The following is a 14,770-nucleotide window of genomic DNA, read 5'->3' as shown; positions in this document are numbered from 1 at the left end:
TTCGCAGAATTATTGTAATTCTCTTTTAGTTAATTCTGTCGCAATTCTAGCTACAGTACGTCTAACGGCACGTAATTGAATTGGATTTTCTAAAGGAGATATTGCATGAGCCAATTTTAGGTCTGAATAACTCTTTTTTGTTTCACTAAGCTTCTCTTGTAACTCAGCTACAGATAATTCTTTAATTTCTGATTGTTTCATAATATCAAATAAATTATGCTTCGTAATCTCTAGCGATTATAAACTTAGTTTTTACAGGTAGCTTTTGTGCTGCTAAACGAAGTGCTTCTTTAGCTATATCCAAAGGCACACCTCCTACTTCAAATAAAACGCGACCAGGTCTACATACAGCAACCCATAATTCTACAGCACCTTTACCTTTACCCATACGTACTTCAAGAGGTTTTTTGGTAATAGGCTTGTCTGGGAAAATTTTAATCCACAGTTGCCCTTCTCTCTTCATGTAACGTGTTGCGGCGATACGAGCTGCTTCTATTTGACGTGCAGTAATAAACGTAGCGTCTAATGCTTTTATTCCAAAAGTACCGTTTGAAAGTTGATGTCCTCTTCCAGACAATCCCTTCATACGTCCTTTTTGTTGTTTACGAAATTTTGTTCTTTTAGGCTGTAACATTTTTCTTTACTTTATAAAAAATTACTTTCTACGACGAGGTCCTTTACTTCCACGTCCTGCTCCTGCTCCACCTTTTCCTTGCTTCTTAGATAAACCAACAAGCGGAGAAAGCTCTCTTTTACCATATACTTCACCTTTCATGATCCATACTTTTACACCTAATCTACCATAAGTAGTGTGTGCTTCTACTAAAGCATAATCAATATCGGCTCTAAAGGTTGATAAAGGAATACGTCCTTCTTTATAGTGCTCGCTACGTGCCATTTCAGCACCATTTAAACGACCACTAATTTGGATTTTAATTCCTTCAGCATTCATACGCATTGTAGCAGCGATAGCCATTTTGATTGCACGTCTGTATGAAATTCTGTTTTCAATTTGACGAGCAATACTTGACGCTACTAAAAACGCATCTAGTTCAGGTCTTTTAATTTCAAAAATATTAATCTGAACTTCTTTCCCAGTAATTTTCTTAAGCTCTTCTTTTAACTTGTCTACCTCTTGACCACCTTTACCGATAATAATACCAGGTCTAGCAGTAGTGATAGTAACGGTTACAAGCTTTAAAGTTCTCTCGATGATTACTCTACTTACACTAGCTTTAGATAAACGCGCGTGAACGTATTTTCTAATCTTATCGTCTTCGGCCAGTTTGTCACCATAATCGTTTCCTCCGTACCAGTTAGATTCCCATCCTCTGATAATTCCTAAGCGATTTCCGATTGGATTTGTTTTTTGTCCCATACTTCTATTAAGCTTGTGTGTTATTGTTAGCTCCAACTACTAATGTAACGTGGTTAGAACGTTTTCTAATTCTGTGTGCACGACCTTGAGGTGCTGGGCGTAATCTTTTTAACATTGATCCGCCATCAACTCTAATCTCTTTTACAAATAATTCTGCAGTTTCAACATCAGCATCCTCATTTTTAGCTTGCCAGTTAGCGATAGCTGATAATAACAACTTCTCTAAACGACCTGATGCTTCTTTATTGTTAAACTTTAAGATATTAAGTGCTTTCTCTACCTTTTCACCTCTTACTAAATCGGCTACTAAGCGCATTTTTCTTGGTGATGTAGGACAATTATTAAGTTTTGCAAAAGCTACATGCTTTTTTGCTTCCTTAATAGCGTCTGCCATTTGTTTTTTACGACTTCCCATAGCTTACTACTTTTTACCTTTGTTTTTAGCACCTGCATGCCCACGGAATGAACGTGTTGGTGAAAATTCTCCTAATTTATGACCTACCATGTTTTCAGTTACATAAACTGGTACAAATTGACGGCCATTGTGTACTGCTATTGTTTGCCCAACAAAATCTGGAGTAATCATACTAGCTCTAGACCAAGTTTTGATTACAGTTTTTTTGTTGTTCTCAACGTTATCAGCAACTTTCTTTTCTAATTTATAATGAACGTAAGGTCCTTTTTTTAATGATCTTGCCATGTCTTATTTCTTTCTACGTTCTACAATATATTTATTACTCGCCTTTGTCTTAGAACGGGTTCTGAAACCTTTAGCAGGTATACCTTTTCTAGAACGTGGGTGCCCTCCTGATGAACGACCTTCACCACCACCCATTGGGTGATCAATTGGGTTCATTCTTACTGGATTAGTACGTGGTCTTCTACCTAACCATCTTGTTCTACCAGCTTTACCACCTACTAATAATTGGTGATCTGAGTTAGATACAACACCAACAGTTGCCATACAAGTAACAAGTACTAAACGTGTTTCTCCAGAAGGTAATTTAACTGTAGCAAACTTACCATCTCTTGCCATTAACTGAGCAAAAGCACCAGCACTACGCGCCATAACTGCTCCCTGACCTGGACGTAACTCTACACAAGAAATAATGGTTCCTAATGGAATTTCACTTAATGGCATGGCGTTTCCAATTTCTGGAGCAATACCTTCTTTACCAGACACTACATTTTGCCCAACTTGTAATCCGTTTTGAGCAATAATATATCTTTTCTCACCGTCTTGATAATTCAATAATGCGATAAAAGCGGTTCTGTTTGGATCATATTCTATTGACTTAACTTCAGCAGGAATTCCTGCTTTGTCTCTTTTAAAATCAATGATACGATACTTTTTCTTATGACCACCACCAATGTAGCGCATGGTCATTTTTCCTTGACTGTTTCTACCACCAGACCTTTTATTCGGAACAAGTAAACTCTTTTCCGGCTTATCAGTAGTTATGGCGTCATACCCATTTACTACTCTAAAACGCTGTCCTGGTGTGATTGGTTTTAATTTTCTTACTGACATCTCTTTAGTTTCTGATTTTTAGTTTTTGGTTTGTAGTTATTTGTTTCTACCAGATTTTCAAGTATTAATAACTATCTACCTTTAACTATTAACCATTTTTGTTACATGTTACTGTATAAATCAATCATTTCACCTTCCGCCAGTTGTACAATTGCCTTCTTAACAGCATTTGTTTTACCATGTTGAATACCAGTTTTTGTATACTTGGTACTACGATCTGGACGGACATTTATAGTACGAACTTTTTCAACAGAAACACCATAAGCAGCTTCTACTGCTTTTTTGATTTCTATCTTGTTCGCCTTAGTGTTCACTGCGAATGTATAGCAATTTCTTAATTCGCTATCTGCAGTCGCTTTTTCTGTGATTATAGGTTTAATTAAGATACTCATCTGTTTCTTATTTACTTAAGTTTGTTTCAATTCCTTCTAAAGCACCTTCTAAAAGCACTACTTGATTTGCATTTAAAATCTTGTAAGTGTTTAATTCTGAAGCAGTTATAACTTCAGAGCCTTTTAAATTGCGCGATGACAAATATACGTTATTATTTGACCCACCCAACACAAACAAAGACTTTTTATTGTCTAATTCTAAGGCTTTTAGAATCGCTGTAAAGTTTTTAGTTTTTGGAGCATCAAAGTTAAAATCTTCTAACACTGTAATTGACTGTTCTCCTGCTTTAATACTTAATGCCGATTTACGTGCTAAACGCTTTAAATTTTTATTAAGTTTGAAGCTATAGTTTCTTGGTCTTGGCCCAAACATACGTCCACCACCTTTAAAAACTCCAGACTTGATACTACCAGCACGAGCAGTACCTGTACCTTTTTGCTTTTTAATCTTGCGTGTACTTCCAGCAATCTCACCTCTCTCTTTAGATTTGTGAGTTCCTTGTCTTTGGTTTGCTAAATATTGTTTAACATCCAAATAAACAGCATGATTATTAGGCTCAATAGCAAACACATCACTAGAAAGCTCTGCTTGTCTACCTGTGTCTTTTCCGTTTATATCTAAAACTGCTACTTTCATTACTTCTGAATTGTTACATAAGCGTTTTTATGTCCAGGCACACAACCTTTAACAACAAGTAGATTCTTTTCAGTAACTACTTTTAAAACTCTTAAATTTTGAACTTTCACTTTTTCTCCACCCATTCTTCCGGCCATTTTCATGCCTTTGAATACTCTAGCAGGGTAAGATGCCGCACCAATAGATCCTGGCGCTCTTAAACGGTTATGCTGACCGTGAGTAGCTTGACCTACACCACCAAATCCGTGACGTTTAACAACACCTTGAAATCCTTTTCCTTTTGATGTTCCAGAGATATCAACAAATTCACCTTCTGCAAAATGCTCAACAGTGATGGCATCTCCTAATTTGTACTCCTTATCAAAACCTTTGAACTCAACAACTTTGCGTTTTACAGAAGTACCCGCCTTCTTAGCATGACCTAAGTCTGCTTTTGTAGCGCTTTTTTCTGTCGCGTCATCGAAACCAAGCTGAACAGCTTCATAGCCATCAACTTCTTTAGTTCTGACTTGGGTAACGATACATGGTCCAGCTTCAATTACTGTACAAGGAATATTTTTCCCGTTTTCATCAAAGATGCTGGTCATACCGATTTTCTTTCCAATTAACCCAGACATATTTATTAAATTTAAATTATTACTATTTGTTATTTAAAATTCAAGGCCGAAATACATTTCAGCCTTGAATTGTATTTTCCGTTTTTCCCGCGACCGCATCGGTGGGACATGTTTTATAATTCTGAATTCAGAATCCTGAATTTGAATTATACTTTAATTTCTACTTCAACACCACTTGGCAACTCAAGTTTCATCAAGGCATCAATAGTTTTTGATGACGAAGAGTAGATATCTAATAATCTCTTATAAGATGATAATTGAAACTGCTCTCTTGATTTCTTGTTTACGTGAGGAGAACGTAATACAGTGAAAAGTTTTTTGTGTGTTGGTAATGGAATTGGCCCAGTTACCACAGCGCCAGTACTTTTTACTGTTTTTACAATCTTATCAGCAGACTTGTCTACTAAGTTGTGATCGTAAGATTTTAATTTTATTCTGATTTTTTGACTCATTTTCTTAGATTTTAAGCTTCAACACCTTTTGCTGCTTTAATCACCTCTTCTGAAATATTAGAAGGTGTTTCTGCATAATGTGAAAATTCCATTGTTGACGTGGCACGACCAGATGATAATGTTCTTAATGTTGTTACATATCCAAACATTTCTGATAATGGTACTGTAGCTTTAACTGTTTTAGCACCAGCTCTGTCTCCCATATCACTTACCTGACCTCTTCTTCTATTCAAATCACCAACTATATCACCCATGTTTTCTTCAGGAGTAATTACCTCAAGTTTCATGATAGGCTCCATAATTACAGCTTTTGCAGCTTTTGCAGCAGCTTTAAATCCTAGCTTAGCCGCTAATTCGAATGATAATTGATCAGAATCCACATCGTGGTAAGAACCATCCGTTAAAGTTACTTTCATAGCATCTACTTCGTAACCTGCTAACGGCCCATTAACCATTGCCATTTGGAATCCTTTTTCAATAGAAGGGATAAATTCTTTTGGAACATTACCACCTTTAATCTCAGAAACGAATTCTAATCCTACTTTTCCTTCTTCAGCAGGCTCAAGTGTAAATACAATATCTGCAAATTTACCACGTCCACCAGATTGTTTCTTATAAACCTCTCTGTGTTCAGCACGTTGCGTAATAGCCTCTTTGTACTCTACTTGTGGTTGCCCTTGATTTACTTCAACCTTAAACTCACGCTTAAGACGGTCAACAATAATATCTAAGTGAAGCTCACCCATACCAGAAATAATAGTCTGTCCTGAAGCTTCATCTGTTCTTGCTGTAAACGTTGGATCTTCCTCAGCTAATTTAGCTAAAGCCATACCTAATTTATCTACATCAGCCTTAGTTTTAGGCTCAACAGCGATACCAATTACCGGATCTGGGAATTCCATAGATTCTAAAACAATAGGATGCTTTTCATCAGACATAGTATCACCAGTCTTAATATCTTTAAATCCTACTGCAGCCCCTATATCTCCAGCTTCAATAAATTCGATAGCGTTTTGCTTATTAGAGTGCATTTGGTAAATACGAGAAATACGCTCTTTTTTACCTGAACGGTTATTTAAGATGTAAGAACCTGCATCTAAACGCCCTGAATATGCACGGAAGAATGCTAAACGACCTACAAAAGGATCGGTAGCAATTTTAAATGCTAATGCAGAAAACGGATCTTTTACATCTGGCTTACGTACAACCTCATCTCCAGTTCTTGGATCTGTACCTATAATGTTATCTCTATCTAAAGGCGAAGGTAAATAACGACATACAGCATCTAATAAGAATTGCACCCCTTTGTTTTTGAAAGATGAACCACAAATCATTGGAATGATAGCCATATCCATTACAGCAGCTCTAAGTGCAGCGTGCACCTCTTCTTCTGTAATAGAATCTTCATCTTCCATGAATTTTTCTAATAAGTTCTCATCATAAGAAGCTACTTCCTCGATTAAAAGCGCACGGTATTTATGTGCTTCTTCTTTCATATCTTCTGGAATGTCAATCACATCAAAAGTCGCCCCTTGCGTTTCATCATGCCAAACAATAGCACGGTTTTTAACTAAATCAACAACACCTTTAAAGTCTGCCTCATCACCAATATTTAAAACGATTGGCACAGCGTTTGACTTTAACATATCTTTTACCTGTTGACAAACAGCTAAGAAGTTAGATCCTTGACGGTCCATTTTGTTAACGAATCCAATTCTAGGAACTTTATAGTTATCAGCAAGTCTCCAGTTAGTTTCAGATTGTGGTTCAACACCATCAACTGCACTAAATAAGAATACTAAACCATCTAATACACGCAACGAACGGTTTACCTCTACAGTAAAGTCAACGTGACCAGGAGTATCAATAATATTAAAGTGATATCCTTTAGTATCTTCTACTGGCTGTCCATTCTCTAACGGGAAATTCCATGTACAAGTTGTTGCAGCAGAAGTAATAGTAATACCTCTTTCTTGCTCCTGCTCCATCCAGTCCATAGTTGCAGCTCCATCATGCACTTCTCCTATTTTATGAGACACCCCTGTATAGTAAAGGATACGCTCAGTAGTAGTCGTTTTTCCTGCATCGATATGCGCAGCAATACCTATATTTCTAGTAAATTTTAAATCTCTTGCCATGTTTTATTAAAATCTAAAGTGAGAGAATGCTTTATTAGCTTCCGCCATTTTATGAGTATCTACTCTTTTCTTAACAGCTGCCCCTTCTTCTTTAGCTGCTGCTAAAATTTCTGAAGCTAAACGTAAAGCCATTGATTTTTCATTACGCTTTCTAGCATAACCAATCAACCACTTCATTGCTGTTGAAACTTTTCTGTCTGGACGAATTTGCATTGGGATTTGAAATGTTGCACCACCAACACGACGACTACGCACTTCTACGTGAGGCATCACATTTGACAACGCATCTTTCCATAATTCTAATGCTGATTTTTCTTCGTCAGTTTTTTTCGATTCTACAATATCAATAGCATCGTAAAATACTTTAAAAGCGACAGACTTCTTACCATCCCACATCATGTTATTCACAAAACGTGTTACCAATTGATCATTAAAACGCGGATCTGGTAAAAGCGGTCTCTTTTTTGCTGCTCTTTTTCTCATGTCTTCTTCTTAAAGTTTTAATTACTTTTTAGGGCGTTTTGCACCATACTTAGATCTACGTTGCGTTCTACCGTTAACACCTGCTGTGTCTAAAGCACCACGTACAATGTGATATCTAACTCCTGGCAAATCTTTTACCCTTCCACCTCTAACCAATACTATCGAGTGCTCTTGTAAATTATGTCCTTCACCACCGATGTATGCATTTACCTCGTTTCCGTTTGTTAAACGAACCCTTGCTACCTTACGCATTGCTGAGTTAGGTTTTTTAGGAGTTGTTGTGTAAACACGAGTACACACACCACGTCTTTGCGGACAAGAATCTAAAGCAGCCGATTTACTCTTCTTGGTTATTTTGGCTCTTCCTTTTCTTACTAATTGCGAAATTGTTGGCATATAAATTAATATAAATATTATTAACCTCTTCTAAGAGGCGTGCAAAGGTAGAAATTAAAATCTGAAATTCAAACCTTAATTAATTAATTTTCAATAGAAAATAAAATTTCAGACACATCATATATTAATAGCAAGTAAATTCCGTTAGATTTACTACCAAATCTTGTAGCTAGCAACGTGCCAAAAACACCATTTCTTTTAATAATCACTTCTATACTTTTTTCTTTTAAAGGAATAAGCCAGACCTTAACATTAAAAATTACAGGAAACACCCTAAAAGAGACCCATATTTTAGACTCTCTTGGCTACAACACATTACATAAAGACCTTACTTCAATAACAGAAGAAACAAGCTCTCTTCAAGAACAGCTCTTCTCATTAGGCTATATAGAGAACATATTAATTCCTAGCAAAAAAATAAATGACTCTAGCTTTGTTTATAAATTACATTTAAACAGAAAATTCAACACCATATATATATACTACAAATCTGAACTCATTAACCAACAAACCTTAAATACCATTTCAAACAAAGTTTTTCATGACCATTTTATTTTAAACGTTAGGGATATTGAACAATCGTTAACCTTTCTTAATACTGAAATTGCCAAATACGGCCACCCGTTTTCTAAATTAAAACTTACAAATATTAGAATAGACGAGCAGCATAATACACTAAAAGCCCATCTAAGTATTTCTGCCTCTAAAAAAAAGAGAACAATAAATAACATTATCATTAAAGGTTATGAGAAATTCCCCAGAGCATTCTTAAAAAACTATCTAAAAATTAAACCTAACCAACTATTTAATCTTGAAACCATTCAATATAAAACGGCTCAACTGAATAGTTTAAATTTTGCTAAGGAAATAAAACCCCCAGAAGTACTATTTTCAAAAGACTCTACTTCACTATACCTTTATTTAGAAAAATCTAAAAGCAATACATTTGACGGGTTTCTTGGATTTGGAACCAATGAAACAACAAATAAACTTCAATTTGATGGTTACCTAAATCTAAATTTGACCAACAACTTAAACTTTGGAGAATCTTTCAGACTTCTATACAAAAGTGATGAAAATGATCAAAAAACTTTTGAAGCTGATGTTTCACTGCCTTATATATTTAAGTCGCCCGTAGGTGTCGATTTGCTTTTGCGCATATTTAGAAAAGACTCTTCTTTTACTACCACAAACCAAGACATCAAAATTCATTACCAAATAAACCAAAAACACAAAATATTTACCGGCCTCTTATATACTGAATCTAACAACCTCATAACATCAAAAACAGAACCAAATATTTCTGACTACCAGACTCAATTTTATACAATAAGCTATCAATACACACAAACACAACCAGAAAACATTTTATTTCCTCTAAACGAAAAAATGTATTTTGAAACGGGCTTCGGAAAGAGAAAAACCAATATCAATTCAGAAGAACAAACACAGTTCAAAATTGAGGCCTTTAAAATTTTCAACCTCAACTTAAAAAACAGCATTTACATCAGACTTAATGGTGCTAGTTTATTATCATCCTCATATTTTGAAAACGAACTGTTCCGCTTTGGCGGTATTAATTCTATTAGAGGCTTTGAAGAAAACAGCCTCTATGCTTCTCTTTTTGGGTTAATGAATACAGAATATCGCTTTCAATTATCAAATTCAATTTACATCCATTCCATAATTGACGCTGCTTATTTTGAAAATGACATTCAGCAAACACAACAGAAATTATTTGGATATGGTTTTGGTTTTGGATTACTCACCAAGGCTGGTTTGTTTAAATTTAATTATGCCAACGGTAAACTAGAAAATACCGCTTTCAATTTTTCAAATTCAAAAATACATATTAGCCTAACAACAAATTTTTAACATTCCTCCTGTAAAACCTACAAATACTCAACATTTAAACCTTTTCGATATAATTTTTTCTAATTTTTACCACTTTTTAGCTATTGTTTGTCGTTTTTTAACTTTTTATTAATATTTTTATCACGACTAATTCAAATAATTATAACATGAAAACAAAGTTTAGTGGAATGCTAACGCTATTGTTAGCGTTTGTTGTGCATCTGTCTTTTGCACAAGAAAAAACTATCTCAGGAATCGTTTCAGATGGATCAGGATTACCTCTTCCAGGAACTACTGTTTTAGTAAAAGGTACCTCGAATGGTACCTCAACCGATTTTGATGGTAAATTTTCAATCAAAGCCAATATTGGAGAAACTCTGGTATTTAGCTTTGTTGGGTATGCTACAAAGGAGGCAACTATAGGAGCATCAAACACCATTAATATCACATTAACTGAGGATGCGGAATCTTTAGAGGAGGTTGTGATAACAGCTCAAGGGATTAAGGCCAAACCTAGATCTTTAAGCTACGCAGTAGAATCAGTTGACTCAGGTGACATAACTAACGCAAGAGAAACGAACGTTGTATCTGCCTTAAGTTCCAAAGCGGCTGGTGTACAAGTAACAACATCATCTGGTTCTGTAGGGGCTTCTGCAAATATTAGAATTAGAGGTAACACCTCTATTACTCGATCAAACTCTCCCTTATTTGTAGTAGATGGTGTACCAATTAATAATGATTCTTATAGTGAAGATCCTACTACAAGTAATAACAACTCTAGCTTAGGAGGTACAGACTTCTCAAACAGAGCTATTGACATTAACTCTTCAGATATTGAATCTGTTAACATTCTAAAAGGCATTGCCGCACAGACCTTATATGGATTACGAGCCGCTAATGGTGTTGTTTTAATTACCACCAAAAAAGGAAAACAAGGAAAAACAAGAGTTACGCTAAGTACCTCTACAAGTTTCTCTGATATCAATAAGGGACCAGATTTACAAAGAAAGTATGCACAAGGAAGACATAATCCAGATGGAAGTGGATTACAATATAGAGGTCCAGAAACTTTTGAAGGCGATACATGGGGACCTTTAGTTTCTGACCTAGAGTATGATGGTGACACTTCCTACCCTTTTCATAGATTTGGTGCACTTGTTCCAAAAGGAACAGGAAACGGAAGAGCGGCAGAAACCTATGACAGTTATGACTTCTTTAAAACGGGAGATGTGGTAGACATTAACCTTTCTGCTAGTGGCGGAACTGACAAAGTTAACTACAGAGCTTCTGTTGGCAGATTAGTTCAAAATGGTGTAGCTCCTAATGAAAGATTTGTAAGAAAAACATTTAGAGTTGATCTACAGGGTAAACTTTATGAAAATTTAACGTTAGATGCCTCTGCTCAATACTCAAACTCAGGAGGTTTCAGAGTTCAAAGAGGCTCAAATATTTCAGGGGTTATGCTTGGTCTATTGCGTAATACGCCAACCTTTGACATGGGTAATGGTAAAAAAGGACAAGCAGCAGCTGACGATCCTTCTTCTTATTTTTATGATATTCCAGGTTCAGAGCTTCCAGGACATAGAAGTTATCGTGATGGAATTTACAACAACCCATATTTCACGGTAGCTAGAAACTCTAATACCGATGATGTTAATCGTATTATTGGAAAAATGGGATTAACCTATGATATTAATGATTGGATTACATTCAAAACAACTGGATCTATTGATAACTGGGCAGATACAAGAAAAATTGGATTTGATATTATAGATGCAAGTTTTGGTAATGGGCGCGTTATTAATGACGTCATCCAAAATCAAGATGTGAACTGGAACGCATTAGTAACAGCATCTAAAGATTTAAATGAAAAACTTGGCCTAACAGCTACCATTGGATATGACGGTTTCTATACTAAAAACAATAGACAGACTGTCCTAGGTGACGGCATGACCATCCCTGGATTCTTTAACCTTTCCAACGTTAGCACTACTCAGGCTTCAGAAATAACCAATAGAAAAAAACTTATTGGCGCTTTTGCAACGGCTACATTAAGTTATAATAATATGGTTTTTATAACACCTTCTTTCAGGAATGACTGGACATCTACTCTACCTGTAGGAAACAATACATTCCAATCATACTCTGTTGGGGGTAGTTTTATTTTTAGCGAAGTTTTAAATAGTGATTTCCTTAATTATGGTAAAATACGAGGGTCATGGGGAAAAACAGGAAACGATGCTCCAGTATATGCTACTTTGACTAATTTTGGAGGGACATTTGTTAGTGGAGATGGATTCCTTCAAAGCATTACATTCCCTGCCTATGATGCCACTTCATTTGAAAGAGCAGGCCGCGCAGGAAACCCTGATTTAGTTCCAGAAACAACCAAGGAATTTGAAATTGGTATTGAATTATCGATGCTTGATAGCCGATTAAAATTTGATGCCACATACTACAACAAAGAAACTACCGATCAAATAGTTCCAATTGACGCTGTGCCTTCTTCTGGTTTTGTTGAAAAATACTCAAATATTGGTCGTATTTCAAATAAAGGTATTGAATTGACCTTAGGAGGTACTCCAGTTAGAACTGAAAACTTTAATTGGGATATCAATGCTAATTTCACAACTTATGAAAATAAGGTTGAAGAACTCACTGAAGGGCTTGAAAGCTATGTTCTAAATGGTTTTTCTGGAACAAGTTCACGTGCCGTAGTTGGTGAATCTTATGGAGCTATTTATGGATCAAGATATGCCAGAAACGATGAAGGAACTATTCTAATTGACGATGATGGCTACCCACTGCTTGCTACCACAGATGGCGTTATAGGTGATCCAATTCCAGATTTCCTATTAGGTATTAGCAATACATTCTCATACAAAAATCTTAGTTTATCTGTTTTAATAGACATCAGAGAAGGTGGCGATGTATGGTGCGGAACTTGTGGTATTCTTGATTACTTCGGTATATCAACAGAAACTTTATTGAGAGATCAAACAACAGTTTTTCAAGGTATAGTTGAATCTACTGGACAACCAAACACCAAAGAAGTTCCTTACTCAGATCCAACAATAAATGAAAGTAACAATTACTGGAGACGTTATGGTTTCGGGGATGTTGATGAAGGTAATGTATATGACGCTTCTTGGTTTAGATTAAGAGAAGTAACATTAACCTATACATTTCCAAGCAAACTATTAAAAGGAACATTCATTGATGGCGCTTCAATTTCTGCTTATGGTAGAAACTTATACCTTAGTACTGATTATCCTGGAGTGGATCCTGAAACTAACTTAACAGGTGACAGTAATGGTATTGGTTTAGACTACTTTAATAACCCCAACACTAGAAGTTACGGCTTTGATGTTAAATTAAACTTTTAAAAAACTATGAAAACAATTAAATATATACTTAGTATCGTATTACTTAGCTCAGTGATATCCTGCACGATTACTGATGTTAACGTAGATCCTGATAATCCATCTGCCGACAAAATAAATGCTGGCGCTGTTTACCCAGGAATGATTACACAAACTCATCGTAATTCTGTTGCTCTTGTTGGAAGAATTGCTGGGCTAATCACGCAACAATTTGATGGTCTAGATGCCCAACAATTAGCATATGCTCAATATAACATTGGTGAAAGTGACATAGATGATTTATGGGACTTTGGTCTTTACGGAGCTGGAGCATCAAAAGATTGTTTCGTTCTAATTCAAAACACCAGTGGAGAAGTTAGCGCCTTAGCCAAATTATATATGGCAGCCAATATGGGAGTTACCACAAGCTGCTGGGGAGATGTTCCTTATAGTGAAGCTTTTCGTGGAGATGCCGGAGTTTTAAACCCAGTATACGACACACAAGAGAGCGTTTATAATGAAATACAAACGCTTTTAAGTGAATCTATTTCAGAAGGAGTGGCTTCTGGAATTGGAGCGTTCGCAGGAGCCGGAGACGCTAGTGGTATCGATTGGGTAAAAACAGCTCACGCTTTAAAAGCTCGTTATTACATGCATTTAACATCTGTTGACTCAGGTGCAGCTCAAAAAGCTTTAACTGAAGCTCAACAGGCATTAACTAGCACTTCTGAACAACCTGATTTTATTTACAGTACGCCTGCTCAAAATGCAAACCCTTTATACTTATTTGACAATGACAGACCTGGTACTTTAGGTATTGGAACAACATTGAAAGATATGATGGTTGGAGACCCGAGACTCCCTTTATATACAACTGACGGAGAAGACTTTGCAGGCGTAGAAGGATTGTTTTGGGGTCAAGCAAACTCTCCTACTCCCTTGATTTCATATTGGGAAGTTAAATTTATAGAAGCAGAAGCTATAATTAGAACTGGAGGCACTGACGCTGCCGCCTTAGCCGCATTGCAAGATGCTGTTGAAGCTAATATGCTTTACGTAGGAGTTGATGCTATTGCAACAGCCGCCTATGTTAATGCACTAACACTTTCTGGAACAGAAGCAAATAAAGTTGAAACCATCATAAACGAAAAATACAAGGCTTTATATGGAAATGCTCCTATCGAGGCTTGGGTTGATTATAGACGAACTGGGTTCCCAGCTTTAGTTGACAATCCAGATGCGGTAGGCTCGGTAAATCCTTCTAAGATTATACCTAGAAGGTTCTTATACCCAATAACGGAAAGAACAACAAATGGAGCTAACTACAATGCAGCCATCTCGGCACAAGGTGGTCACTTATTAGATGTTGACATGTGGGCTTTTCCTAAAAACAATTAGAAGATCACATTACACAACTTAATAAACCTTATAAAAAATGCCAATAGAATTTAATTCTATTGGCATTTTTTATAACAACAGTATTACAAATTTGATTAGATATTCTGCGGATCCCAATTTACCTCCTATATA

Annotated in this window: 16 protein-coding genes; 3 read left to right on the top strand and 13 right to left on the bottom strand. The window is 36.1% G+C overall.

The features are described 5' to 3' along the window. Positions 1–9: 9 nt before the first annotated feature. From rpmC to rpsL, 13 genes are all read right to left on the bottom strand, one after another. A complete protein-coding gene (gene rpmC / locus KFZ70_RS07940; RefSeq protein WP_139697441.1) occupies positions 10–201 on the bottom strand; it encodes a 50S ribosomal protein L29 in 192 nt (63 codons plus the stop codon). Positions 202–214: 13 nt separating this feature from the next. Then, entirely contained in the window at positions 215–634 is a 420-nt protein-coding gene (rplP, locus tag KFZ70_RS07935; protein WP_139697443.1) for a 50S ribosomal protein L16, read from the bottom strand. A gap of 21 nt (positions 635–655) precedes the next feature. Beyond that, positions 656–1,378 carry a 30S ribosomal protein S3 gene (gene rpsC, locus KFZ70_RS07930; protein ID WP_139697445.1) on the bottom strand — a complete coding sequence of 241 codons (723 nt, stop codon included), beginning with the start codon at positions 1,376–1,378 and terminating at the stop codon, positions 656–658. Between the two features lie 7 nt (positions 1,379–1,385). After that, complete coding sequence (gene rplV / locus KFZ70_RS07925) at positions 1,386–1,793, bottom strand: 50S ribosomal protein L22 (RefSeq protein WP_139697447.1); 408 nt, start codon at positions 1,791–1,793, stop codon at positions 1,386–1,388. 6 nt (positions 1,794–1,799) lie between these two features. Beyond that, the gene (rpsS, locus tag KFZ70_RS07920) at positions 1,800–2,078 is read right to left on the bottom strand and encodes a 30S ribosomal protein S19 (RefSeq protein ID WP_139697449.1); all 279 of its coding nucleotides are present in this window, start codon (positions 2,076–2,078) and stop codon (positions 1,800–1,802) included. Positions 2,079–2,081: 3 nt separating this feature from the next. Continuing rightward, the gene (gene rplB, locus KFZ70_RS07915; RefSeq protein WP_139697451.1) at positions 2,082–2,909 is read right to left on the bottom strand and encodes a 50S ribosomal protein L2; all 828 of its coding nucleotides are present in this window, start codon (positions 2,907–2,909) and stop codon (positions 2,082–2,084) included. A 101-nt stretch (positions 2,910–3,010) separates the two neighbouring features. Next, positions 3,011–3,301: a 50S ribosomal protein L23 gene (gene rplW / locus KFZ70_RS07910; protein ID WP_139697453.1), complete on the bottom strand. Its 291-nt coding sequence runs from the start codon at positions 3,299–3,301 to the stop codon at positions 3,011–3,013. Between the two features lie 7 nt (positions 3,302–3,308). Then, positions 3,309–3,938: a 50S ribosomal protein L4 gene (gene rplD / locus KFZ70_RS07905; protein ID WP_139697455.1), complete on the bottom strand. Its 630-nt coding sequence runs from the start codon at positions 3,936–3,938 to the stop codon at positions 3,309–3,311. Next, the gene (rplC, locus tag KFZ70_RS07900; protein WP_139697456.1) at positions 3,938–4,555 is read right to left on the bottom strand and encodes a 50S ribosomal protein L3; all 618 of its coding nucleotides are present in this window, start codon (positions 4,553–4,555) and stop codon (positions 3,938–3,940) included. Before rplC ends, rplD begins: the two co-directional genes overlap by 1 nt. Before the next feature lie 146 nt (positions 4,556–4,701). Further along, a complete protein-coding gene (gene rpsJ, locus KFZ70_RS07895) occupies positions 4,702–5,007 on the bottom strand; it encodes a 30S ribosomal protein S10 (protein ID WP_044626940.1) in 306 nt (101 codons plus the stop codon). An 11-nt stretch (positions 5,008–5,018) separates the two neighbouring features. Next, positions 5,019–7,145, bottom strand: a complete 2,127-nt coding sequence (gene fusA, locus KFZ70_RS07890; RefSeq protein WP_139697458.1) for an elongation factor G — start codon at positions 7,143–7,145, stop codon at positions 5,019–5,021. Positions 7,146–7,151: 6 nt separating this feature from the next. Further along, positions 7,152–7,628 (bottom strand): 30S ribosomal protein S7, encoded by a 477-nt coding sequence (gene rpsG, locus KFZ70_RS07885; protein WP_139697460.1) that lies wholly within the window; start codon positions 7,626–7,628, stop codon positions 7,152–7,154. 21 nt (positions 7,629–7,649) lie between these two features. Beyond that, positions 7,650–8,024, bottom strand: coding sequence for a 30S ribosomal protein S12 (gene rpsL, locus KFZ70_RS07880; protein WP_053975748.1), 375 nt, complete (start codon positions 8,022–8,024; stop codon positions 7,650–7,652). Positions 8,025–8,201: 177 nt separating this feature from the next. On the opposite strand from rpsL, the gene KFZ70_RS07875 reads away from it, so the two are divergent. From KFZ70_RS07875 to KFZ70_RS07865, 3 genes are all read left to right on the top strand, one after another. Further along, complete coding sequence (locus KFZ70_RS07875; protein ID WP_139697462.1) at positions 8,202–9,899, top strand: POTRA domain-containing protein; 1,698 nt, start codon at positions 8,202–8,204, stop codon at positions 9,897–9,899. Between the two features lie 146 nt (positions 9,900–10,045). Next, positions 10,046–13,264: a SusC/RagA family TonB-linked outer membrane protein gene (locus KFZ70_RS07870; RefSeq protein WP_139697463.1), complete on the top strand. Its 3,219-nt coding sequence runs from the start codon at positions 10,046–10,048 to the stop codon at positions 13,262–13,264. Between the two features lie 6 nt (positions 13,265–13,270). Continuing rightward, positions 13,271–14,638, top strand: coding sequence for a SusD/RagB family nutrient-binding outer membrane lipoprotein (locus KFZ70_RS07865; RefSeq protein ID WP_139697465.1), 1,368 nt, complete (start codon positions 13,271–13,273; stop codon positions 14,636–14,638). Positions 14,639–14,770: the final 132 nt, after the last annotated feature.

The organism is Allotamlana fucoidanivorans, from assembly GCF_045788535.1.
Taxonomy (GTDB): Bacteria; Bacteroidota; Bacteroidia; order Flavobacteriales; family Flavobacteriaceae; genus Allotamlana; species Allotamlana fucoidanivorans.
This window is presented reverse-complemented; position numbering and strand designations above follow the sequence as displayed.